This is a genomic window from Pseudomonas sp. HMSC057H01 (assembly GCF_001836405.1).
GTDB classification, from domain to species: Bacteria; Pseudomonadota; Gammaproteobacteria; order Pseudomonadales; family Pseudomonadaceae; genus Pseudomonas; species Pseudomonas aeruginosa.
Genome location: NZ_KV828386.1, coordinates 1 through 23,306, shown reverse-complemented (window position 1 = coordinate 23,306; position 23,306 = coordinate 1). Strand labels below are relative to the sequence as shown.

At 66.7% G+C, this 23,306-nt stretch carries 21 protein-coding genes; 8 read left to right on the top strand and 13 right to left on the bottom strand.

Annotation, left to right across the window (positions count from 1 at the left end; all coding sequences use genetic code 11):
• Window positions 1–54: 54 nt before the first annotated feature.
• The gene (locus HMPREF2581_RS03070) at window positions 55–945 is read right to left on the bottom strand and encodes a DMT family transporter (RefSeq protein ID WP_003093799.1); all 891 of its coding nucleotides are present in this window, start codon (window positions 943–945) and stop codon (window positions 55–57) included.
• A 99-nt stretch (window positions 946–1,044) separates the two neighbouring features.
• Between HMPREF2581_RS03070 and HMPREF2581_RS03065 the strand changes: the two genes are divergently transcribed.
• Entirely contained in the window at window positions 1,045–1,848 is an 804-nt protein-coding gene (locus HMPREF2581_RS03065) for an AraC family transcriptional regulator (protein ID WP_003141179.1), read from the top strand.
• 54 nt (window positions 1,849–1,902) lie between these two features.
• Window positions 1,903–3,108, top strand: coding sequence for a chromate efflux transporter (gene chrA / locus HMPREF2581_RS03060; protein WP_003141181.1), 1,206 nt, complete (start codon window positions 1,903–1,905; stop codon window positions 3,106–3,108).
• Here the strand turns inward: chrA and HMPREF2581_RS03055 are convergent.
• Window positions 3,105–4,721: a methyl-accepting chemotaxis protein gene (locus HMPREF2581_RS03055; protein ID WP_003093807.1), complete on the bottom strand. Its 1,617-nt coding sequence runs from the start codon at window positions 4,719–4,721 to the stop codon at window positions 3,105–3,107. The two genes, chrA and HMPREF2581_RS03055, sit on opposite strands and share 4 nt — an antisense overlap.
• Before the next feature lie 433 nt (window positions 4,722–5,154).
• Here HMPREF2581_RS03055 and HMPREF2581_RS33270 point away from each other — a divergent pair, with 433 nt between their 5' ends.
• Window positions 5,155–5,406 (top strand): hypothetical protein, encoded by a 252-nt coding sequence (locus HMPREF2581_RS33270; protein ID WP_003117142.1) that lies wholly within the window; start codon window positions 5,155–5,157, stop codon window positions 5,404–5,406.
• 143 nt (window positions 5,407–5,549) lie between these two features.
• Window positions 5,550–7,019 (top strand): inorganic phosphate transporter, encoded by a 1,470-nt coding sequence (locus HMPREF2581_RS03045; RefSeq protein ID WP_003093821.1) that lies wholly within the window; start codon window positions 5,550–5,552, stop codon window positions 7,017–7,019.
• A gap of 67 nt (window positions 7,020–7,086) precedes the next feature.
• On the opposite strand, the gene pprA is transcribed toward HMPREF2581_RS03045, so the two are convergent.
• Together pprA and HMPREF2581_RS03035 are read right to left on the bottom strand one after the other, a co-directional pair.
• Window positions 7,087–9,855 carry a two-component system sensor histidine kinase PprA gene (gene pprA / locus HMPREF2581_RS03040; protein WP_003141183.1) on the bottom strand — a complete coding sequence of 923 codons (2,769 nt, stop codon included), beginning with the start codon at window positions 9,853–9,855 and terminating at the stop codon, window positions 7,087–7,089.
• Window positions 9,856–9,864: 9 nt separating this feature from the next.
• Window positions 9,865–10,371, bottom strand: coding sequence for a TadE/TadG family type IV pilus assembly protein (locus tag HMPREF2581_RS03035; protein WP_003120840.1), 507 nt, complete (start codon window positions 10,369–10,371; stop codon window positions 9,865–9,867).
• 63 nt (window positions 10,372–10,434) lie between these two features.
• Between HMPREF2581_RS03035 and fppA the strand changes: the two genes are divergently transcribed.
• Together fppA and pprB are read left to right on the top strand one after the other, a co-directional pair.
• Window positions 10,435–10,917 carry a type 4b pilus Flp prepilin peptidase gene (fppA, locus tag HMPREF2581_RS03030; RefSeq protein WP_003110115.1) on the top strand — a complete coding sequence of 161 codons (483 nt, stop codon included), beginning with the start codon at window positions 10,435–10,437 and terminating at the stop codon, window positions 10,915–10,917.
• A 120-nt stretch (window positions 10,918–11,037) separates the two neighbouring features.
• The gene (gene pprB / locus HMPREF2581_RS03025; protein WP_003103959.1) at window positions 11,038–11,865 is read left to right on the top strand and encodes a two-component response regulator PprB; all 828 of its coding nucleotides are present in this window, start codon (window positions 11,038–11,040) and stop codon (window positions 11,863–11,865) included.
• Window positions 11,866–11,890: 25 nt separating this feature from the next.
• On the opposite strand, the gene tadG is transcribed toward pprB, so the two are convergent.
• Genes tadG through rcpC form a run of 9 tightly spaced genes read right to left on the bottom strand, consistent with a single transcriptional unit; the run spans window position 11,891 to window position 21,060 of the window.
• Window positions 11,891–13,561, bottom strand: coding sequence for a type 4b pilus Flp biogenesis protein TadG (gene tadG, locus HMPREF2581_RS03020; protein WP_003141184.1), 1,671 nt, complete (start codon window positions 13,559–13,561; stop codon window positions 11,891–11,893).
• 24 nt (window positions 13,562–13,585) lie between these two features.
• A complete protein-coding gene (locus HMPREF2581_RS03015) occupies window positions 13,586–13,870 on the bottom strand; it encodes a DUF3613 domain-containing protein (protein ID WP_003103957.1) in 285 nt (94 codons plus the stop codon).
• Window positions 13,871–13,892: 22 nt separating this feature from the next.
• Complete coding sequence (gene tadD, locus HMPREF2581_RS03010) at window positions 13,893–14,630, bottom strand: type 4b pilus Flp biogenesis protein TadD (RefSeq protein ID WP_003134587.1); 738 nt, start codon at window positions 14,628–14,630, stop codon at window positions 13,893–13,895.
• The gene (gene tadC, locus HMPREF2581_RS03005; RefSeq protein ID WP_023099087.1) at window positions 14,627–15,538 is read right to left on the bottom strand and encodes a type 4b pilus Flp biogenesis protein TadC; all 912 of its coding nucleotides are present in this window, start codon (window positions 15,536–15,538) and stop codon (window positions 14,627–14,629) included. The genes tadD and tadC overlap by 4 nt, the downstream gene beginning before the upstream one ends.
• Before the next feature lie 9 nt (window positions 15,539–15,547).
• Window positions 15,548–16,432: a type 4b pilus Flp biogenesis protein TadB gene (tadB, locus tag HMPREF2581_RS03000; RefSeq protein WP_003093848.1), complete on the bottom strand. Its 885-nt coding sequence runs from the start codon at window positions 16,430–16,432 to the stop codon at window positions 15,548–15,550.
• On the bottom strand, window positions 16,429–17,694 hold the full coding sequence (gene tadA, locus HMPREF2581_RS02995; protein WP_003093851.1) for a type 4b pilus Flp biogenesis ATPase TadA: 1,266 nt from the start codon (window positions 17,692–17,694) through the stop codon (window positions 16,429–16,431). The genes tadB and tadA overlap by 4 nt, the downstream gene beginning before the upstream one ends.
• Window positions 17,691–18,875 carry a type 4b pilus Flp biogenesis protein TadZ gene (gene tadZ / locus HMPREF2581_RS02990; RefSeq protein ID WP_003141186.1) on the bottom strand — a complete coding sequence of 395 codons (1,185 nt, stop codon included), beginning with the start codon at window positions 18,873–18,875 and terminating at the stop codon, window positions 17,691–17,693. The genes tadA and tadZ overlap by 4 nt, the downstream gene beginning before the upstream one ends.
• A gap of 9 nt (window positions 18,876–18,884) precedes the next feature.
• Window positions 18,885–20,135, bottom strand: coding sequence for a type 4b pilus Flp secretin RcpA (gene rcpA / locus HMPREF2581_RS02985; RefSeq protein ID WP_003141187.1), 1,251 nt, complete (start codon window positions 20,133–20,135; stop codon window positions 18,885–18,887).
• 13 nt (window positions 20,136–20,148) lie between these two features.
• Window positions 20,149–21,060, bottom strand: a complete 912-nt coding sequence (rcpC, locus tag HMPREF2581_RS02980; RefSeq protein ID WP_003141189.1) for a type 4b pilus Flp biogenesis protein RcpC — start codon at window positions 21,058–21,060, stop codon at window positions 20,149–20,151.
• 409 nt (window positions 21,061–21,469) lie between these two features.
• Here rcpC and flp point away from each other — a divergent pair, with 409 nt between their 5' ends.
• Together flp and pctC are read left to right on the top strand one after the other, a co-directional pair.
• The gene (gene flp, locus HMPREF2581_RS02975; RefSeq protein ID WP_003141191.1) at window positions 21,470–21,682 is read left to right on the top strand and encodes a type 4b pilus Flp major pilin; all 213 of its coding nucleotides are present in this window, start codon (window positions 21,470–21,472) and stop codon (window positions 21,680–21,682) included.
• Window positions 21,683–21,870: 188 nt separating this feature from the next.
• The coding region (gene pctC / locus HMPREF2581_RS02970; RefSeq protein WP_070867299.1) for a methyl-accepting chemotaxis protein PctC at window positions 21,871–23,306 on the top strand (1,436 nt) is incomplete at its 3' end.

Below are 23,306 nucleotides of genomic sequence, written 5' to 3'. Positions count from 1 at the left end.
ATAGCCAGTGGCGGCGCCTCCGTGCGCCGTAATCGCGAGGAAGTTGCCGGGAAATCAGCAGGTTGCCGAGCGCAGGCGGGCCGGGCGGCGCTGCCAGAACTCGGCCAGCAGGACCCCGGCCAGGGTCAGCGCGCCGCCGACCAGGTGATGGACGGTCAGGCGCTCGCCGAGCACCAGGGTGGCGATGCAGGCGGTGATGATCGGCAGCAGGTTGAAGAACAGCGCCATCCGGCTCGGCCCGAGACGGGCGACACCGTGCATCCAGGCCAGCGCGGCGACGATCGAGGCGAACAGCGCGGCGTACAGCACCAGCGGCAGGTTGGCGGCGTTCAGGCCGGTGCGCGGCGACAGCAGGTACAGCGGCAGCAGGGCGAGGATCGCCACCAGCACCTGCAGGTAGAGCAGTTGCATGGCCGGCAGCTTCAGGCTCCATTTCTTCAGCAGCACGCTGTACACCGCATAGGCCAGGGTGGCGACGATCATCATCGCGTCGCCGAGGTTCACTCCATGCTCCAGCAAAGCGCCGAGATGGCCCTGGGAAATCACCAGCACCACGCCGGCCAGCGACACCAGCGCGCCGAGCAGCGCCCCGGCGTTCAGCCGGTGGGCCAGGATGCTGCTGGCCAGGCCCAGCGACATCAGGGGCATCAGCGACAGGATGATGCCCATGTTGGTGGCGCTGGTCAGCGCCGCCGCGTAGTAGGCCAGGCTCTGGTAGACGGCCATGCCGAGCAGGCCGAGGACCACGAACTTGCCGAGGTTGGCGAGGATGTAGCGGCGGTTGCGCAGCACCGGGCCGAGCATGAAGGGCGTCAGCGCCAGGCCGACCAGCAGCCAGCGGAAGAAACCGATCTCGGCGGGCTGGATGATCCCCACGGCGAGCTTGTTGACGACGGTGTTGCCGGCCCAGATGAACACGGCCAGCAGGGGAAACAGGTATTGCATGGGGGTTCCGCACTATGAAAAAGGAATACGCGGCCATTCTGAGCCAGTCCGAATACAGACGTATAATGAATTCCAGACAAACCACCCGTAGGTTCGGACATGTCGACCACCACCCTGCTGCGCCTTCCCGATCTCCAGGGGCAGTCTTTCGACGTCTATTTCCGCTATGACGAGTTCGGCGCCGACACCCATTCGCCGCCGCACACCCACGCCTGGGGCCAGCTCAACTATGCAGCCCATGGCGTGATGCAGCTGGAGATCGACGGCCAGCGCTTCCTCTCGCCTCCGCAATACGCGGTATGGATACCACCGGAGCGGGTGCACAGCTGCTACAACAGCCAGGCCATCGTCTACCGCTCGCTGTACCTCTCCGCCGAACTGTCACGACGCCTGCCGGCGACACCCTGCACCCTGGCGATCAGCGCGATCCTCAAGGCAATCCTCTCGGACTTCGCCGAGCGCGGGGTCAACCTGCCGACCTCGGCGCAGGACCTGCGCCTGGCCCGGGTCGTCATGGACCAGTTGGAATGCGCCCAGCCCCACGACGACTACCTGCCCTACAGCCGTACCCCGGCGCTGCGCGAGGTGCTCGACGCACTGCAGGCCGAGCCGGGCGACAACCGCTCGCTGGCGCAATGGGCGCAGCAGGTGCACAGCACCGAGCGAACCCTGGCCCGACACTGCCAGCGCGAACTGGGCATGACCTTCGGCGAATGGCGCCAACGCCTGCGCTTCCTCGCGGCCATCGAGGCGCTGGAAGCCGGCAGGGGGATCCAGCAGATCGCCTTCGACCTCGGCTACAGCAGCCCCTCGGCGTTCATCTCGATGTTCCGCCGGCTGGCCGGCACCACGCCGGAACAATACCGCCTGGCCAGCCGCGCCCAGGACATGCCGATGCTGTAACCCGCCGTGCATGCGATGCGGCTATGCTCGCAGCAGCCGCCATCCGGAGTTCGCATGCCAACCGCCAGCCGCCATCCCGACACTGCCCTCGCGGTGTTCCTCGCCTTCCTCAAGCTGGGCTGCAGCGCCTTCGGCGGGCCCATCGCCCACCTCGGCTATTTCCGCGACGAGTTCGTCCGCCGCCGCGGCTGGCTGAGCGAAAGCAGCTACGCCGACCTGGTCGCCCTCTGCCAGTTCCTCCCCGGCCCCGCCAGCAGCCAGGTCGGCATGGCCCTCGGCCTGGCCCGCGCCGGCTACCCCGGCGCCCTCGCCGCCTGGCTCGGTTTCACCCTGCCCTCGGCGCTGCTGCTGGTACTCTTCGCTCTCGGTCTGGGACGCTGGGGCACGCTGTTGCCCGAGGGCGTGCTGCATGGCCTGAAGATCGCGGCGGTGGCGGTGGTGGCCCAGGCGATCTGGGGCATGGGCCGCAGCCTGTGTCCGGATCGCCCGCGCCTGGCGCTGATGGCGCTGTCCTGCGCGAGCGTGCTGGCCTGGCCCACGGCCTGGGCCCAGGTCGCGGTGATCGCCGGTGCCGGCCTGGCCGGCCTCGCCCTGTTGAAAACGGAAGCCGGGGAAGGCCACGAGCGGCTGCCGATCGCCATTGGCTACCGCGGCGCGCTGCTGCTCCTCGCCCTGTTCGCCGTGCTGCTGGTCTGCCTGCCGCTGGCCGCGCGCCTCTGGCCGGAACACTGGCTGCGCCTGCTCGATGCGTTCTACCGGGCCGGCTCGCTGGTGTTCGGCGGCGGCCATGTGGTGCTGCCGCTGCTACAGGCGGAAGTGGTGCCCAACGGCTGGGTCGACGGCGATACCTTCCTCGCCGGCTACGCGGCCGCCCAGGCGGTACCGGGCCCGCTCTTCACCTTCGCCGCGTTCCTCGGCGCAGCCTCGGGCCCGGCGCCGAACGGCTGGAGCGGCGCGCTGCTGTGCCTGCTGGCGATCTTCCTGCCGTCGTTCCTGCTGGTCGCCGGTGCCTTGCCATTCTGGGAACGCCTGCGCCACGAACGCCGGGTACGGGCAACGCTGGCCGGGGTCAACGCGGCGGTGGTCGGCCTACTGCTGGCGGCGCTGTACCAGCCGCTCTGGACCGAAGGCATCCTGCGCCCGGCCGACTTCGCCCTGCTGCTCTTCGCCCTGCTGGCCCTGCTCGCCTGGAAGACGCCGCCCTGGCAAGTGGTGCTCGCCTGCGCCGTGGCCGGCGGCCTGATCGCCGCAGCCGGCTAGCCGTTCAAGGCCAGGCTCAGCCCCTGCGCCGCCGGCGCGGCCGCCTTGCCCGGCTCCGCGCCCTCCGGCCGATAGCCGAGGCGCAGGCCGCCCCAGTGCTTGCCGTGGATGAAGATCGGCACCGAAAGATCGTGCATCAGCTCGCCGGTGTCACGGGTGTAGGTCTGTAGCAACAGCGGCTGCTGGTGGCTGCCGCAGCGAATCCCGGTGCGGTCGTTGAACAGGCGCTTGCTGCGGCTGCGCAACGCGTCCGTCTGCGGGTCGCCGCTGGGCGGATGGGCGAAGGCGCGATTGTGGGTGGGCACGTAGCCTTCGGGGGTACAGGCGATGGCGAACACCAGGTTGCGGTTGCGCTCCAGCAACTGCTCCTGGATGCCCGGCAGGACCTGGTCGGTGTAGCTGTCGAAGCGGGTCCGGTACTTGGTCGGCTGGGTATTGGGCAACGGCTGGTAGCTGCGGTCGAACAGGTCGTCGAGGTCGATGCGCCCGCTGCGCACGTCCTCCTCGAAGCGAGCGGCGATAGCCGCCGCGCCCTCCCGGGCGAGGTCGTAGACCGACTGGTGGTAGGCGTCCAGGCTGACCTCGGCGAGGCGCTCGCTGATCACCTCGGCCTGGTTCTCCAACTGGCTGGCGGCTTCGCCGAGGCGCAGGGTCTGTTCCTCGCTGGCGCTGAGGTCGCCGCGCACTTGCTCGACCGCGGCGAACAGGCTGGCGAGTTGGCTGCGGTTGATCTCGGCGCCCTGGGCGATCTCGGTAATCTGGCTCTCCACCCCGGCCGCCAGTTCGGCAATGCCTTCCAGTTGCCGACCGGTCAGCTCGACCTGGCCGACCCCTTCGCCCAACTCTTCGGAAAGCTGGCGGATCTGCTCGACCACCTCGCTGGTCTGGCGCTGGATCTCGGCGACCATCTGGCCGACTTCCTCGGTGGCCTCGGCGGTACGTCCGGCCAGGCCGCGCACCTCTTCGGCAACCACCGCGAAGCCGCGCCCGTGCTCGCCGGCGCGGGCCGCCTCGATGGCCGCGTTGAGGGCCAGCAGGTTGGTCTGGCTGGCGATGCCCTGGATCACCAGGGTGACCCGCTGGATGTCCTCGCTGCGCTGGTTCAGCGCCTCGATCGCCTCGCGGCTGGCGCCCATCCGCTCGCTGAGCCGATGCATGCGCTCGATGGTCGAGGCCAGCAGCACCTGGCCCTCGTCGCTGCCGGCGCGCGCCCGGGTGGCGGCGTCCATGGCCTGGCGCGCCAGATTGGAGGTGGCGCGCTCGGTGTGGATCATCACTTCGGCGCTGCCGACGATCTGTTCGGCGGCGTCGAGCTGGGATTGCAGCTTCTCCGCCAGGCGCTTCACCGAGAACGCCACGCCGGCGGCCGACAATGCGTTCTGGCTGGTGTTATGGGACAGGTCGCGAGCCAGCCGGGCGATGTCGGGCTCGCCGACGGTCGCCACCGCTGTGCGGTTGCCGGGAAGCAGCCAGGGCAACCAGAGCAGCGCCACGCCGAGCGGCAGGGCCAGGTACAGCGGCAGCCAGCCATGCCGGGCGCCGACCAGCAGGAGAACCAGGGCCAGGCTCTGCAACAGGCAGACGAAGAGGATGCGGGAACGAGCGGGCTGCATGAGTAAATCTCCGGCCTCCGGGGCGTTGCGTCATGACCCTGGGGTCGGACGGGCGACGGCGGGGCTTCTTTATTTGACTTGTAGTCCGGTTTGTAGCCCGCCCCCGGAAGCGCCGCCATCGTTCCTTAGTGGTATGGCCAATGGCTGGCATTCGACTAGCGCAGGCCGCGACGAAAGGCGGAGAACGCCCCGGACGCGTCGGCCAGGCCTTGATCCATGGGGACTTCGCCGCATTTCCAGGGGTCGCTCGAAGAACTTCCGTCCTGCCGTCCGTCGGCCGACACCGTATGACAAGCCCGGAGCCCACGTTATAATTCCGCGCCCATTTACAGCCGGTAGCGGTCGACTAGACTCCCAACCGGCGCTGGCCGGACCCCGCTTCCGCCCAGCCTGGTCGCTATCGGGCCCGCTCTTTTTGGACTCAGGACCACCCGTGACGAAAGACGAATTGCGTGCCGCGCTGGCGCGCGAGGAACAGCGTTACAAGGACGTGTACGGCGGCGAAGTGACGCTTTATGCCGCCCAGCCGGAACCCGACCGCAAGCCCTGGCGCAAACGCCCAACCGTTCAGGAGCAGGCGTTCGACAGAGAACTGCAGAAGATCGAAGAAGAGCGTCTCAAGGCCGGGCAGGAAGCAGCGAACCCCATTCCATTTACCTCCAACCGACAGGAGAGCGACGGATAACGAAGCGTTTCAATCTGTTTCGTTTTTCCCGCAAAGCCCGATGCGACGGGGAGTTGCCCGCGACAATGGCAACCTTCCGGAGTTCCAGACGGATAAAAACGCATCTGGCATAATCGCCGCCCCGTCTCTGACCGGTTTCTCACATGTTCGATCTTTTCAGCGGGCTCGATGCCTGGGTGGGTATCAGCCTGGTGCTGGCCCTGGCCTTCGTCCTCACCTTCGAGTTCATCAACGGCTTCCACGACACTGCCAACGCGGTGGCCACCGTCATCTACACCAAAGCGATGTCCCCCTACCGGGCGGTGATGCTCTCCGGTGTGTTCAACTTCCTCGGCGTGCTGCTCGGCGGTGTCGGCGTAGCCTACGCCATCGTTCACCTGCTGCCGGTGGAACTGCTGATCAACGTGAACACCGGCCATGGCCTGGCGATGGTCTTCTCCCTGCTCGCCGCCGCCATCGCCTGGAACCTCGGCACCTGGTACTTCGGCATCCCGGCCTCCAGCTCGCACACCCTGATCGGCTCGATCCTCGGTGTCGGCCTGGCCAATGCGCTGATCACCGACGTGCCGCTGGCCGAAGGGATCAACTGGCAGAAGGCGATCGACATCGGCCTGTCGCTGATCTTCTCGCCGCTGGCCGGCTTCATGGTCGCCGCGCTGGTCCTGCTCGGACTGAAGTGGTGGCGTCCGCTGTCGAAGATGCACAAGACCCCGGAAACCCGTCGCGAACTCGACGAGAAGAAGCACCCGCCGTTCTGGAACCGCCTGGTGCTGGTGCTTTCCGCCATGGCGGTGAGCTTCGTCCATGGCTCCAACGACGGCCAGAAGGGTATCGGCCTGATCATGCTGGTACTGATCGGCATCGTCCCGGCCAAGTTCGTCCTCGACCTGAACAGCACCACCTACCAGATCGAGCGCACCCGCGACGCCGCCCTGCACCTCAGTCAGTTCTACCAGCGCCATACCGATACCCTCGGCGACATGCTGGCCCTGGGCAAGAGCAATGGCAGCGAGATGCCGCAGTTCTACCGCTGCGATCCGAAACAGACCGAGCCGACCATCAACGCGCTGCTCCGCGACCTGCGCGGCGTGCCCAGCTACAACGACCTGGACGCCGACGAGCGCGTGCAGGTGCGTCGCTACCTGCTGTGCCTGGACGACACCGCGAAGAAGGTCGGCAAGCTGTCCGACCTGCCGGCGCGGGAGAAGGCCGACCTGGAGAAGCTACGCAAGGACCTGACCGCGACCACCGAATACGCGCCGTTCTGGGTCATCATCGCGGTGGCCCTGGCTCTCGGCATCGGCACCATGGTCGGCTGGAAGCGCGTAGTGCTCACCGTCGGCGAGAAGATCGGCAAGCAGGGCATGACCTACGCCCAGGGCATGAGCGCGCAGATCACCGCCGCCGCCGCCATCGGCATGGCCAACATCTACAGCCTGCCGGTGTCCACCACCCACGTGCTGTCCTCCGGCGTGGCCGGGACCATGGTGGCGAACAAGAGCGGCCTGCACGGCGGCACCGTGCGCAACATCCTGATGGCCTGGGTACTCACCCTGCCGACTTCGATGGCGCTGTCCGCCGGCCTGTTCTGGCTGGCCTCGCAATTCATCTGAGCCGCCTCGCCGGTTGAAAAAACGCCTGCTTGTCCGCAGGCGTTTTTTTGCCGCGCTCCCACCGACGTCATCCGCCCGCCTCGGCGGGCGCCGCCAGCGGCAAGCGAACCACGAACAACGCACCCTCCCCCTGGTTGGCCGCCGTCAGGCTACCGCCCATGTTGCGCACCAGATCGTGGCTGACCGAGAGACCCAGGCCGGTACCCTTGCCCTCCGCCTTGGTGGTGAAGAAGGGTTCGAATATCCGCTCCAGCAGGAGCGGTTCTATCCCGCCGCCGTTGTCGTGCACGTGCAATTCGACCCAGCCCGGTTCGCGGCAGGCCACCTGCTCCAGGCGAACGCGCCGGCTGGCCAGGCCGGGATTGCCGAGCAGGGCATCGCGGGCGTTGGCGAGCAGGTTGATGATCACCTGCTCCAACTGGTCCGCCTGCCCTCGCACCACCATCCGCTGCGTCGGCGCCGGGCACTCTACCTCGATGGCGTGCTGACGCAGCCCCTCGCCGAGCAGGCCCAGGGCGCCTTCGAAGGCGGCATAGGGGTCGAACGGCAGCGCCTCCAGCGCCGACTTGCGGCTGAACACGCCGAGGTGACTGACCAGGCGGTCGACGCGCAGGACCTGGGCATCCATGCGCTCCAGTTTCTCGCCCAGGTAGTCGCCGTCGAGGCCGACGCTGTTCATCCGCTGGCGCATGTTGAACAGGGTCATGCGCAGCACGTGCAGCGGCTGCTTCACCTCGTGGGCGAGGCCGCTGACCATCTCCCCCAGGCTGGCCATCTTGGCGCCTTGCGCCAGTTGCTGCTGGGCCCGGCGCACCGGCGTGTTGTCGCGCCCCACCGCCTGTACCTCGCACAATTCGCCACGGGCGTCGAACAACGGCCGCTCGGCCCACACCAGCCAGAGAAAACGTTGCCCCGGCAGGTTGAAGCGCAGCTCCGGCACCTCGCTGGCGCCCTCCCGCGGCGAGCCCAGCAGACGCGCGCGCAAGGCGCTGGCGTCTTCCGCCGCCAGCCACTCGTCGAGCCGGCGACCGACCAGGCGCTCCGGGCTGGTCGCGAGGCTATCGGCGAAGGTCCGGTTCACGTAGGTCAGCACCAGGTCGGCGGTATAGCGACAGATCAGCGCCGGCGAATCCTCCACCAGGACCCGGTAGCGTTCCTCGCTCTCGGCGATACGCTGTGCCGCCAGGTGCTGCTCGGTCACGTCCAGCCACAGGCCCACCGCTTCGCTGGGCAGGCCCTGGGCATCGCGCAGCAGCTTGGCTTCGTCGTAGAGCCAGTGCCAGTTGCCCTGGCCATCGGCGAGGCGATAGCGGGTCTTCACCCGGCCCTCGCGAAGCAACTCGCGGCCACGGGCGAAAAAGGCCTCCAGATCATCCGGATGCACCCGTTCGGCGAGCGCCTGCCAACTCTGTCCCTGCAAGTCGAGGCCGAGCAGGTTGCTCGCGCTTTCGCTGTAGAACTCCGGCACCAGGTGTCCCTGCTCGACCCGCTGGACGTAGATCACCACCGGCGCGCTGTCGATCAGGCTGCGCAGCCGCGCGTGGGCCGCCTGTGCCCGTTCCTCCTGGCGCCGGCCTTCGCTGATGTCGAGCAGCACGCCGGACAGCCCCAGCGCGCTGCCGCGCCCCAGCGGTCGGCCCTCGATGCGCAGCCAGCGGCGCTCGCCGCAGCTATCCGGCTGACGCAGGCAAAGGTCCTGGGCCAGCGCCTGGCCGCTGCGCAGGCTGGCACGCAGGCGCAGGCCGAGTTCGTCGGCGTCCGCCGGTTGCAGCAGGCCCTGCAGGTGTTCCAGCGGCACCCGACGATACTCGCCGGTCAACCCCAGGCTGTCGTGCAAGGCCGGCGCCAGTTCGAAGAGTTCCTGCTCCGCCCAGTAACGCCACCAGCCGCCGCCGATCATCTCCTGCAACAGCCCCAGCTTGCGCGAACTGTCGTGCTGCTCGTGGAGTTCGCAGCGGTCCGCCACCTGGTTCGCCAGCAGTTCCGCGAGGTATTGCCAGTCCTGCGGCGCGGGCCCCTGGGCGAGCTGCTCCAGCGACATCGGCCGCACCAGCAATGCCCCCAGGCGGCCACCGCGCATCGCCGCCGGCACCAGGTAGAGCGCGTCCTCGCCGATCTGCCGGAGCAGCGTCGAGGCGCCTTCGCCACGGCGTAGCAAGCGCGCGCCCGCCCCTTCGCGCAGGTCGTCGTCGGCGAGTTGCAGGGTCGGTCGCAGCAAACTGTCGCTGCCAGGCCGCACATGACTGGCGAAGACCGTGCAGAAACCCTTGCCGTCGCCCAGCAGCAGGGCGATAGCCTGCATCTGGAACGCGCCGGAGAGCGATTCGAGAATCTCCTGGACCGCCTCCGCCAGGTGTCCGTGGGAGACATGGCGCAGACGCGAAAGGATCAGCTTGCCCAGGCTCAGGCTCTGCAACTGGTGCTGCTGGCTGTCGGACTGCCAGTTGAGGTCGGAGATGTCCATGCCCAGCAGCAGCGAGCGTCCCAGGCCGTCGAGCGGCTGCATGGGCTGGAAACGACAGGTCAATGGCGCGGCGGCATCGCTGCGCAGCGTCAGGTCGAGACGCTCGCCCCGGCGCAGGCCGGCCAGCGTCGGCGCACCGGGGGCGCGCCGCTCCAGATACTCGGCGAAAGGCCGCGGCTGTTCGCCAAGCCCATGGGCGCACTGCAGACGATACGCCTGCCGCCCGCCGACCCGGATCACGCGGTCCTGTTCGTCCATCTCGAAACACAGGTCCCAACTCCTCAGCGAAGCGCTCCAGAGGGCGGGGCCTTCCTGCGAAAAGGGTTCCGGCCTCTCGGCCTCGGCGGACGACGAGCGGGAAAATTCGAACATGCGACCACCTCACAGCAACAGGTTGGCACTCGCCTTCAGCGTCTGCGGCAGGTTGGGAATCGCGCCGATGCCGGGGAAGCTCAGCACGGGGATGATCGCCTTGCCCGGATCGCCGTACGGGTACTGCACGCAGACCTCGATCCGCGACGTGGCGCTGACGTAGTCGGCGTACTGGCCATTGCCGGCACAGGGCTGGAGGTTCGCCCGCCAGGCCGCCGGCATCCAGTCCAGGCGCGCGAGCAACTCGTCCCTGGCACGGGCTTCGGCGAGGCTCTCGTAGCCCGCATCGGAGGGATCGACAGCGATCGCCGCACGGGCCCCCACGGCAGCGGCATCGTTGAACGACTGCAACATGAGCAAAGGAATGCTGTAGCTGATCAGACCGTAGACCAGCGCGAAAAACAGCAGGAAGATCGCTGTGAATTCGATGGCGACGGCGCCGTGCTGGCGTCGCCGGGAAGCTTTTCCGAGCATGAGCTGACATCCCCGATCCGCATCCTTAATACTAGTCGTCATTCGCTCCGCCAACGTTACTGAAAAGGTATTAATCCAGATGTCGAAAAAAGGCTGAAGAACAGGATGGAGCAATTAGCACTGGCCTTGTGGGCAAGCGTTTGCGGATATCAGGACATCAAACGTTTGCGCGTCTCCAACTGGCTTATCCTGGGCGGATTTCTTATTTCCTTTGTTTATTTATATGTGAAAGAGTCAAGCCTGACCGGTGCTACGGTTAATATGGCAATGACCGCACTTTTTATAGGCGTCTGCCTCAGCCTTCCCGGCTACCTTCTCGGCAGGCTCGGCGCTGCCGACGTCAAGTACCTGGCCGCACTGGGGCTGGCCAGCGACCCACTTACGGTGCTCTATAGCCTGGCCTTCGGCTGCCTGCTGTGCATCGCGCTATTCATCCTCGTAAAGTTATTCAAACGTTCGGTAGAAAAGTCCGCAATGAATGAAGAAGTTCGCCTTCGAAGGGCACCGTCAAAAAACAAGTCATTCCCTTTTATATTCGCCATGAGCGCCGGCCTTTTGGCACATCTGATTATCAGTAAAATTATCTGAGTAAACTTGCGGAAGACCTCACTTAGCGACTATATGCTTATGGCTAATACCATTCGGTATGGCTGCATTCCAATGCACGTCCCCTGTTAAAAACAAAATAAGCAAATGGAGCGTATGACCATGGACAAACCGGCCTCGCGGCATTTCAGCGTCTTGATCATCGATGATGAACCCCAGGTGACCTCGGAACTCCGCGAACTGCTGGAAAACAGTGGCTACCGTTGCGTAACCAGCACCCACCGGGAGTCGGCGATCGCCAGCTTCCAGGCCGACCCGAACATCGGCCTGGTCATCTGCGACCTCTACCTGGGGCAGGACAACGGTATCCGCCTGATCGAGAGCCTCAAGGAAGTCGCCGGCAACGGCAGGTTCTTCGAATCGATCATCCTCACCGGTCACGATGGCCGCCAGGAAGTGATCGAGGCCATGCGGGTCGGCGCCGCCGACTACTACCAGAAACCGGTGGCGCCGCAGGAACTGCTGCATGGCCTCGAACGCCTGGAGAACCGCCTGCACGAGCGCGTCCGCAGCCAGTTGAGCCTGAGCCACGTCAACCAGCGCCTGGAATACCTCGCCGAATCGCTGAACTCGATCTACCGCGACATCCACAAGATCAAGTACGAGGTACACGGCAACAGCCAGCCGAGTGCCCTCAAGAGCGAAGACAGCCAGCCGTCCGCGCCGCCGGCGTCGGTCGCGGAAAGCCAGGTGTCCCCGAGCAATCCGCTGTTCGGCAAGCTGTCGCCCCGCCAGCAGGCGGTGGCGCGGCTGGTGAGCAAGGGCCTGACCAACTACCAGATCGCCTACGAACTGGGCATCACCGAGAACACGGTGAAGCTGTACGTCTCCCAGGTGCTGCGCCTGATGCATATGCACAACCGCACACAGCTGGCGCTGGCCCTGTCGCCTGCGGCGATGCAGCAGGGCAGCGGAGCGGTGGTGCACTGACAGGCGCGATGGCCCGGCGGACCTGCTAGATCAGCAGTTCCGCCCTGCCGACATCGACCTTCAGAATCTCCGCGTCGATGTATCCAAGTTGTACCCCCAGCAAGGGCAGGACCAGATTCAGGATCGGCGTCAGCAGCCCATCGACCAGAGGTGCCACCACGGAATTCACGATGAGGTCGGTGAGCGCCGTCGAGCCGCACAGCAAAGGCAAGCACAGTCCGAGCACCACGGGATTGACGTTGATGCTGGTTTTCAGGGTACTGGCGAGAAAGCCGCTTTCCGGCAACCTGCGGCTCTGGACGAGATCGGAACCGTCGGCTTTCACGTTGAATCGCGTATCGCCCGAGCTGCCGGCGATCGAGGTATCGAGCTTGAGATCCAATCGCACCAAGCCGCCAAGCACCAGAATCGAGCCGACCTGATCGATGTTGGCCGGACTGCCGATCTTTATCGTCGCTCCGCTGCTTCTCCAACCGAAGTCCAACGCGGTATCCGGGCGGGTACAGGCCATGCTTTTCAGCCAGACGGCTCCCGACGCGCCTTCGATGGCCAGTTGCAGTTTCGTGGTGGCGAGAATGGACAGGAACCCGGAATCGATGTCCGCCGTAAGTCGTACCTGGGACTGGCGCACCTCCGTGCGCCAGGCACCGCTCTCATCCTGCCCTGGCGGCCCGGAGACGATCCTCTTTGGCTCTACGACCGTGAGCCGTGCATTGGCCAATCCGGGGATGCCCAGGTTCACGGCGACCGCGGAATTCTTGTTGGCGACCTGGGCAACCGCCATGATGAGATCCAGCGCATTGATCGCCGTATCCAGCTGCGACATGCTGTTCACCTCGCCGGCGCTCAGCCCCAGCAAGTCTCCCAGTTTCAACGTGGCCGACTTTACCCCCACCAATTGCGTTCTCAGGGCCTCGACCGAGGCTACGCCGTTCTTCGCCAGGACGTTCACGCTGGCGGCGAGTACCTGCTGCAAGCCGACGTTGGTATTCAACAACTGTTCGATGGTCCCCAGGCTGGTATCGACCCCGATCAAGCCCATTCCATCCGCGCCGAGAATGTCCAGCACACTGAGCTTCGCGTCGGCGATACCGTTGTAGGCCGCCGCGGAGAGATCGATGTGGGTGCCCAGCAATCCGCTCAGGATGGGGTTGAGCAACGCCGATTGGCCACTGTTCACGCTGGCCAGCCCCGTACCTGCGGAAATCGTGGCGTTCGGCAGGCGTCGCGCCACGGCCTCTGCGCGGAGATCGACGTTGGCATTGCCGCCGCCGAACAGTCCCCCGAGGTTGGCGACCAGGCTGCCGGGAACGCTCTTGGTCACCTCGACATGCACCGCCTCGTTGGCGGCAGCCGCGTTCGACGCGCTGGCTATGAAACTGCGCAGGCCGCCGGCACTCAGCACGCCGCCGACCTCCGCCGACAGGCTGGAGCCGGCGGCGTCCGCATCGAACCCGTTGAGCATCGCGCTGGCCTTGGCGAAAGACGTCGCCTGGGCAGAACTCTGGTCGCCGCACAAGGCTCCCTGGGAGGCACTCTCCAGCGCCGCCACGTCCGCCACTCGCTGCAGGTTGCGCTGCTCCAGGTAGAGCCGCCCGGTATCCACCACCAGCAACAGGCAGATCAAGGCCAGCAGCAGGGTGGTCGCCGCCAGGATGCCGATCGCCCCGCGCTGTCTTGCAGGCCATCCGTTCATGCCCTGCCCCTCCGCCAGGAACCGTCAGTTCTTGCTCTCGCCGAAGCCACGATCTTCCAGCAGGTACTCGGGAATCTCGTGCTCATAGCTTTTCAGGTAGCGCTGGTAGGCCCGCTGGCGCTCGGCGGCGGTCGCGCTTTGCCGAACCGGGCTGGCGGCCCGGCCGCTCGCCTGGATGGCCAGCCAGGCGCGGGTGGCGGTCTGCGGTTCGGCCGTCGCTGGCGCGGCGGGACGGACCGCCGGCGTGTCCGCGGCCCAGGCCGGGCCGGACAGGAGCAGCAAGACGCCGAACAGGATTCGCTCGTGCATGGTTCACCTCTCCGGCGCCGGCTCAGGACGCCTCGTTGGCCATCGCGGTATGCATATTCGCCTCCGCCGGCAGTTCCGCCAGCGGGTCGTCGCTTGCCGGCGCCGCGCCGGGTGTCGGTACGGCACCCCAGCTGCGCGCCCGCGCCTCGGCCGCGCGGATGTCCCGGGCATCCAGCTGCAAACGCTCGATCAGGCGCTGCGCATCTTCCCGGTCGCCTTGCAGGTACAGCAGGCCGAGCAGGTTGGTCGCCGGTAGCTTGCCGCCCTGCTGCAACTCCAGCGCAGTGATGAATTCGAAGCGCGCGCCGACACGGTCGCCGCGCTTGAGCAGGGCGACCCCCAGGTCGTTGCGGAAGCGGCTCTCGGTCGGCCGCAGGCGCGCCGCCTCGCGCAGCTCGAGGACCGCCCGGGCGCTGTCGCCATTGCGCAGGGCGAGCAGGCCGAGGCCGTGGTGCGCCTCGGCTGCCTTGCAGGTTTCCAGTAGGGCCTGGTACTCGGCCCTGGCCCGCGGGTCGCCGATCCGGCGCAGGATCAGCGCCCTTTCCTCGCGCACGTCGAGCAACCCCGGCGGCATGCTTTCCAGGTTGGCCAGGGCCGCATGCAGGCGGCCCTCGCGGATCATGTCGCGGACCATGTTCATCTGCAGTTCCTGCTCCTGGCCAAGCTGCTGCGAACACTCCCGTGGGCCGTCCCGCCCCGGCAGCGCGGCGCAACCACCGAGCAGGGCGGCGCACAGGCCGATGCCGATCAGTGCTTTCATCCCAGTCCTCCCAAGGCCTTGGTAATGGCGATGCCGCCCGGACCGGCGAGGACGATCAGCAGCGCCGGGAACAGCAGTACCATCATCACCAGGCTCATCTTCGCCGACAGCTTGCCGATGCGTTCCTGCAAGGTGGTCAGGCGCCGGTCTTCGAACAGTTGCTTGAGCGTCAGCAGGGTGCTGCGCGCACTGCCGCCCTGGCGCAACATCTGCCGTAGCACGCCGCAGCAGTCGTTCAGCGGGTCCACCTGCAGGCGCCGGGCAAGCGCCTCCAGCTCTTCCGCCAGGTCGATGCCGTTGTCGGCACGGGTCAGCGCCAGGTCCAGCTCGCGGGCCAGTTGCGGGGTGATCCCGCGGCCTTCCAGGCAGACCACGCGCAGCGTCTGCTCCACGGTCAGGCCGGCATCGAAGAGGATGCGGATCAGTTGCACGAACAGGATCATCTCGTCGGCGATCAGCGCCCGGCGCGCCTTGGCGAAGTGCTTGAGCACCTGCTTGGGCAGGAGGAAACCGATGCCGGCGGCGAACAGCAGCGGCACCGCGTAGGACGCCTCGCTCTCGGCGCGCAGCAGCTTGACCAGCAAGACCAGGAGAACGAACAGCAGCGGCGTGAGGAACACCGAGATCAGGTACAGGGTCCGGTAGCGACTCTCGTGCCAGCCGGCCTGTTGCAGCAACTGGCGGGCCTCGCTGTCCATCAGTTGCAGGCGCCGCACCCAGAAGCTGTCGTCCATCCGCTCGGTCATGCCGGCCAGCCACCTGGTCGAGCCGCCAGGGTTGGCCAGCGCTCCCAGGCGCCTCTCGATCAGGCGCTGCTCGCGGCTGCCGTTGCGCGCCTGGAGCAACAGCAACAAGGCACCGCCGACCGCCATCAGGAGCGCCGCGAAAATCAGCCACTGTGCCTGCATGGCCACCTCCTAGACGCTCTTGAGCATGCGCCACAGCGCATAGCAGCCGAGCAGTTGCAGCCCGAGCGAGGCCAGCAGCAGGAAACGCCCGGTGCCGTCGGCCCACATGTTCAGCAGATAGCCCGGGTTGCTCGCCAGGATGTAGCCGCCCAGGGCGCTCGGCACGCCGGCCAGGACATAGGCGCTGATCCGTGTCTCGCCGGTCATCGCGTGCAACTGCCGGCTGAGCTTCTCGCGCTCGTGGATGAGCTTGACGATGCTGTCCAGCAGGTCGCTGGTATTGCCGCCATAACGGTGGTTGACCGAAACGCCCAGGGCGAGGATGCGCAGTTCCTCCACCTCGTAGAGTTCGGCGACTTCCTGCAACGCCTCCGGCAGGTGGATGCCGAGAAGCACGTGGTTGCGTGCCAGGGTGAAGATGTCGCGCAGCGGCTCCTCGGCGTTCTCCACCGCCTGCATCAGCGCGTCGCCCAGCGTGCGCCCGGCGTGCAGGCTGCGCACCACCTGGTCGAGGAAGCGCGGCATCTGCCGGATCATTCGCTTCAGGCGGCGCTGGTAGAGCATGCCCAGGGCGACGCGGCAGGACAGCGCCGCCAGTAGCAGGCCGCCTAGCGCACCGACGATGCCGAACAGGCGCAATCCGCTCCAGACCAGCAGCAGCGCGAGCACTGCCGCCCCGAACAACCACGGGCGCGGGCGCTGGATACCGGCGCGACGCATCTGGCGAGCCAGCCAGTGACTGCTGCGCGGCCGCACCGCGACCGCCTCCTGGCGTCCCAGCAGCCGTTCAACCACCAGTTCGTTGCGCCCGGCGCGCCAGCCCATGAACGCCAGGGCCAGCGCGGCGAAAGCCAGCACGCCGCTGAACAGCACCAGCAGTTGCGCGCCGTTCACAGCAGCGCCTGGCGGAATTTCTGCCCGACCGGCGCGGCCTGGCGGACGAACTGCCCGCTACCGCGCCGGTCGAGACTGAACAGGGTATTGGTGACGTACACGCCGTCGCGCACCTCCAGCACCTCCAGCACTTCGCTGATGCAACGCCGACCGCTGGCCAGGCGGGTGATCTGCACCACCACGTCCAGCGCGGCGCAGATCATCAGGCGCAAGGTCTGCTCCGGCAGCCTGTTGCCGGTCAGGCCGACCAGCATCTCCATGCGCAGCAGCGAATCCATCGCCGAGTTGGCGTGCACCGTGCTCATCGAGCCGTCGTGGCCGGTGTTCATCGCCTGCAGCACGTCGAGCACCTCGACGCCGCGGATCTCGCCGAGGATGATCCGGTCCGGGCGCATCCGCAGGGCGTTGCGGATCAGGTCGCGGGCGGTCACCTCGCCGTAGCCCTCGGCGTTCGGCGGACGGGTCTCCAGGCGCACCACGTGGTCGTGGCCGAGTTGCAGCTCGGCGGTGTCCTCGATGGTGACGATCCGCTCGCGTTCGTCGATGAAGCCGCTGATGACGTTGAGCAAGGTGGTCTTGCCGGTGCCGGTGCCGCCACTGATGAGGATGTTGCAGCGGCGCGAGACCGCCTGGCGGAGGAACTCGAGCAAGGCTTCGTCGACGCTCTGGTAGGCCAGCAGGTCGGCACTGCGCAGCAGCTCCTGGCTGAACTTGCGGATCGAGATGCACGGCCCGTCCAGCGCCACCGGGGGAATGATCGCGTTGACCCGGCTGCCGTCCGGCAGGCGCGCGTCGACCATCGGGCTGGACTCGTCCAGGCGTCGGCCGAGGGGCGCGAGGATACGCTGGATCACCCGCAGCACATGGTGGTCGTCGATGAAGCGCAGGTCGCTCTGGTAGAGCCGCCCTTCCCGCTCGACGAACACCCGGCCCGGTCCGTTGACGAGGATTTCCGAGACGCCGGGATCGCGCAGGAGGATCTCCAGCGGGCCGAAGCCGGTGAGTTCGTCGACCACCTCTTCGGCCAGGCGGTCCAGTTCGTAGCGGGAGATCGCCAGTTGATGGCGCGAGCCGTATTCGCAGACCTTTTCCGAGACGTACTGGACCACGGCGGAGCGCGCGCCCTCCAGCAGGTTCATGCCGTCTTCGTCGATCTCGTCGATGATGTAGCGGTGCAGGCGCAGCTTCAGCGCCTGGATGTCCTGCTCCTGGCGGTAGTGGAAGGCACCGCCGTCAGGACGCGCGCCGAATCCCGTGCTCATAGCAGCGCCGCCTTGGCCCGGCCGAGCCAGGACAGCAGCGAACGGCGCTCGCCGCGTGTCACGCACAGGCTGTCCGCCAGTTGCCGCAGCTTGGCCGCCAATGGGTCGCGCGGCGCCACCTCGAACAGGCTCTTGCCGAGGTTCTTCGCGCGCAGGCGCGATTCCGGGGACAACGGCAGGACGCCGAACAGATCGAGGTCGAACATCCGGCTGAGGGCCTGCTGGTCCGGCGCCACATTGGGCAGGTAGCGCTCGATCAGCAACTCGATGGAGGGCAACGGCAGGTTGCGCTCGCGCAGGCGGCGCAGGCGCTCCAGACCCTTCTTGCAGGACGGCACGCTCTGGTCGACCATCCACAGCACGCGGTTGGCCTGCACCAGCAACTGGTTGCTCAGCTCGCCCTCGGGCAGCCCGGTGAGGTTGACCACCACATGGCTGAACGCCCCGCGCAGGTTGCCCAGCAACAGATAGAGTTCGGCGGTGGTGACTCGCTCCAGCACGCCGGGCTCGTCGGTCAGGCTGAGTATCCGCAGGCCGCTGTCGAGGCGGGTGAAGGCGCTGTCGATCAGGGTCTGGTCGAGGCGCCGCAGGTTGCGCAAGGCGTCGCTGAAGGTGAAGGCCGAGTCCAGGCCGAGGATCGCCAGCGCCTCGCCGGTGGGCTGGCCGACGTCCAGCAGCAGGACCTGGTTCGGCGTCTGCTCCTGCAACGCCTTGGCCAGGTGCAAGGCGACGAAGGCGCCGTCGGCGTCCGGTCGGGCGCTGACCAGGGTCAGCAGCTCGCCCTGGCGCGCCGCGCTCACCGGCACGCTGGGCAGGCGTCCGCCGAGGCGCCGGATCAGCCCGGTCAGCTCGCTGGTGCGGGCGCCGTAGGTGATGAAGTCGCGCGCGCCGGCGCGCATCGCCGCCAGCACCAACTGGTTGTCCAGGCCGTCGCCGATGGCCACCACCGAGAGCATCGGTCGCGCCGATACCAATCCCTCGACCAGCGCGCCCTGGGACACCAGGTTGCTCTTGCCGAGGCTGATGAACAGCACCCCGGCGGCGGTGACGTCGAGCAGCGCCAGCAGCTCCTCCAGGCTGGCGCTGCCTGCCGGTACCACCTGGCCGGCGGACGCCAGGCTGTTCTGCAACCAGTCGAGTTCGCCGGGATGCTGGGTCAGCGCCACGAAGTTCTGGTTCATGCGCGCCTCCTAATCCGACAGGCCGGTGTCGTTCTGCTGGCCGTCGTACTCGCCGCGCTCGAGGAAGTACAGGCGCGAGAACCCCGGATCGTAGTGCCGCAAGCCCTCGCCGGGCAGGTCCGGCAACTGTGCGTCGGCGGCCAGCGGCTGGACCAGGTGCGGGGTGACGATCATCAGCAGCTCGCGGTCGTCCTTGTCCAGCTTGGTCGAGCGGAAGAACGCACCGAGGATCGGGATGTCGCCCAGCCAGGGAAACTTGTCGACGTTGCTCACCGAGTTGCTGCTGGTCAGCCCGCTGATCACGAAACTCTCGCCATCGGCCAGCATCACGCTGGTGTCGGTGCGCCGGACGCGCAGTGCCGGCACCGCCACCCCGCCGCTCTGGATGCCGGCGCTGTAGTCCAGTTCGCTGACCTCCGGCGCCACCTTGAGAGCGATGCGGCGGTTGTTCATCACCGTCGGGGTGAGGGTCAGGCGGATGCCGAACTCCTTGTATTCGATGGTGACGTTGTCGTTGGTGCCGTTCGGCACCGGGATCGGAAACTCGCCGCCGGCGAGGAACGACGCGCTCTGCCCGCTCATCGCCACCAGGCTCGGGCGCGCCAGGGTATAGGCGAAGCCGCTGCCCTCCAGGGCATTCATGAAGCTCAACCACTTGCCGCCGCCGAAGATCAGGTTGAATCCCGAGCTGCCGGTGCCGAAGGTGCCGCCCAGGCCGCTGCCGTCGGCATTGACCTTGATGTCGCCGAGGCTGCCTGGCGCACCGAGCACCCAGAGGTTGCCGCCGCGCCGGACGAACGAGGTGCTGGCCTGCTTCAGCTTGCTGCGGCTGACCTCGACGAAGCGGATATCGGTCTGCACCTGGTTCGGTAGCTCCTCCGCGGCGCCGGCGGTGAACGCTGGAGCACCGCGGGTATCGACGCTACCGCGTCCCTCGACCTCCACCAGGCTGCGCAACGGCTCGGGACTGCAGCCGGTCCAGATCAGCAGGCTGGTGGAGCCCTGTTCCTTGCCGGTGACCAGGAAGCCGCGACGATCCAGCAACTGTACGTCTGCGATCTTCGGATCGCCGATGGCCAGCCGCTCGATCGGCACCGCCAGGCGCAGGTCACGCTGTTGTCCCTGGACGACGTCGACCCGCGGCGCCTGCGCCAGCAACTCGATGCAGCCCTGCGGCAAAGCCAGTGCCGGCAGCGCCAACGCCCCCCCCAGCAGCCCTCCCAGCCAGCGCGACACGCCTATCCCGGTGCTCCGATGCATATGCCGGCTCCCCTCAAGGCGCTTCATGGGTCATGGCGCTGCCACGGTAGACCGTGACCCCGTTGGCCACCGGCACGCGCGGAGCCGTGCTGCGCACGCTCGGCGCCGTCGGTTTGCGGCGCTCCAGCAGTTGGTCGAGGCTCAGCACCGCGCTCGGCGCGCCCAGCGACGCTTGCAGCAGCGCGCCTTCCTGCTCCCTGCGGTAGAGTTCTTCGTCCTTGCTGCGGATGGCCAGGCGCAGCGAACCGGCCTGGCTCGCCAGCATCAGCCGCGCCACGCCGTCCTCCGGTACCGCCAGCACCGCGGTACGCGGCGGACGCGGGTCCTTTTCCTGGTTCGAGCGGTCCTGCCCATCGCTGCCCACGGCGATCCGCTCGCCGTAGGTCAGTACCCGGACGCCGGGCAACACCAGTTGCGCCAGCGGGGTCGATTCGCCGTCCCGCTCGTCACGCACGAAGAGCATCACGTCGACATAGTCGCCGGGCAGGACGAAGCCGCCGCCGCCGACCACTTCGTCCACAGCGATCGCCATCGCCCGCTCGTCCGGACGGATGGTCCGGGCCAGCGGACCGCCGGGTTCTAGGGTCGCGGCGGAAAGAATGCTGCCGGCCGGCACCGCGACCCAGACCCGCTTGCCGAGCAACGCCTCGGGCCTGTCGTAGCTACCGACCGGTGCGGTCCGCAACCGCTCGACGCTCAGGTCGTCCTTGCCGATCACCGCCAGCGCCGGGAGATCGCGACTGGCCACCAGCACCGGCTTGCGTTCGAGCTTTTCCAGCGAAGCGTCCACCGCCGCCGAAGCCGGCGCCACGGATGGAGCATGCGCGTTCGATGGCGCGCGGCCGATGGATACGCCGAGGTATCCGAGCAGCACCGCACCGAGCAGCAGCAGGCCGGCCAGGGCCATCAGCACCTTGCTATTCATGGGCAGACCCCTGCTATGCGTCCGGACAGGTCGATGAACGGAAAATCACCGGCGATCGCCGATGATCGGAAAAGAAAAACGGGCGTCTCGCTGTCCGTGTCATGGCCATACTCCGGGACTGGCTTTCCATGGCAGGTACATTGGGGTTATCGACTGGCGACAGTCGTTATTCAAGAACCAAAGTTCATAACTTCGAACTTGCGACGATAGGCCTGAATCTAGACTCGGGATAATCAATGTCAATTTGTCATTAGATGTAGTCCAAGCCTTGTAACCCGCCATATAACCTTGCGACTAATCCACTCCTACTAATGCCATTTAGTTGTTGCAAAACGCCATCATCGGCCTAGCCTCAGCGTGGAGGCAGGGCTCTGTCTCGGTGATTGCCGCGTTCGAGGAGCAAACAAGAATGAAGAACCTGACTCTGCTCGTGTATTGCAAAGTTCGCGCATTCCTGGCGGACGAAGAAGGGGCAAATGCCATCGAATACGCGGTTATCGCCGGTTTGATCGCGGTGGCTCTGATTGCCGTATTGAGTCCCACGGACAGCGGTATCGTCGGCGGTCTGAAAGCCTTCTTCGACGGCGTCGGCACCAAAGTCGGCGGACTGGCTCCGGACTGACGTCCTCTTCCAGAGCGATTTCCCTCCAGTGGCGCCATTTTCATGGCGCCACTATTTTGCCTTTATGCTGGCACTGTGCTACAAAGCCGGCCGTTCAGGCGCTGGATCATGGCTTTCCCCCGCAAGCTCCCTACCTGGTGGCCTGGGCTCCCCGCCCTTCTTGAGGCTTTTGCCAGGACGCATCGCTCATGCTTCGCTCGCTGTCGTTTGCCAAGAAAATCCTTCTCGCCGCCGCATTGGTGGTGGTTTTCGCCTTCACCTGCTTCATCCTCTACAACGATTACCGACAGCGCGAGGCCGTGCGCACGGACACGGAAAACTACCTCGGGGAAATCGGCACCCTGACCGCCAGCAACATCCAGAGCTGGCTGGAAGGCCGCATGCATCTGGTGGAAGGCCTGGCCTCGCAACTGGCGCTGCTCGACCAGCCCGACGAGGCGAATATCGCAAGGCAACTGGAACAGCCCGTCTTCAGCCGCAATTTCGCGTCGGTCTATCTTGGCGAGGCGGCCAGCGGCGCCTTCACCATGCGCCCCTACGACGCCATGCCGGAAGGTTACGACCCACGTACCCGCGCCTGGTACAAGGACGCGCTGGCGGCCGACCGGCTGATCGTCACCGAACCCTTCGTCGATGCCGGCACCGGCGAGCAGATCCTCGCCATGTCGCTGCCGGTGCGGCACGCCGGTCAACTGCTGGGCGTCGCCGCCGGCGACATGAAGCTGGAGACCCTGACCGCGATCCTCAATTCCCTGAAGTTCGATGGTGCCGGCTACGCCTTCCTGGTCAGCGACGCCGGCAAGATCCTCCTCCACCCCGACTCCGGGCTGGTCCTGAAGACCCTCGCCGAAGCCTATCCCAAGGGCGCACCGAACATCGACCCCGGGGTCCACGAGGTGGAACTCGACGGCCGCAGCCAGTTCGTTTCCTTCACCCCGGTGAAGGGACTGCCCGGCGTGACCTGGTACGTCGCCCTGGTCCTCGACCGCGACACCGCCTATTCGATGCTCAGCGAATTCCGCACTTCGGCGATCGTCGCCACGCTGATCGCGGTGGTCGGCATCATGCTTCTCCTCGGCATGCTGATCCGCGTACTGATGCAGCCGCTCACCGACATGGGCCGCGCCATGCAGGACATCGCCCAGGGCGAAGGCGACCTGACCAAGCGCCTGCGGGTCACCAGCAACGATGAATTCGGTACGTTGGCCAATGCCTTCAACCGCTTCGTCGAGCGTATCCACGAATCGATCCGCGAGGTCGCCGGCACCGCTCGCCAACTGCACGACGTGGCGCAACTGGTGGTGAACGCCTCGAACTCTTCGATGGCCAACTCCGACGAGCAGTCCAACCGCACCAACAGCGTCGCCGCGGCGATCAACGAACTCGGCGCCGCCGCCCAGGAAATCGCCCGCAACGCCGCCGATGCCTCGCACCATGCGTCCGACGCCAACCACCAGGCCGAGGACGGCAAGCAGGTGGTCGAGCAGACCATCCGCGCGATGAACGAGCTTTCCGAGAAGATCAGCGCCTCCTGCGCCAACATCGAGGCCCTCAACAGCCGCACGGTGAACATCGGCCAGATCCTCGAGGTGATCAAGGGCATCTCCGAGCAGACCAACCTGCT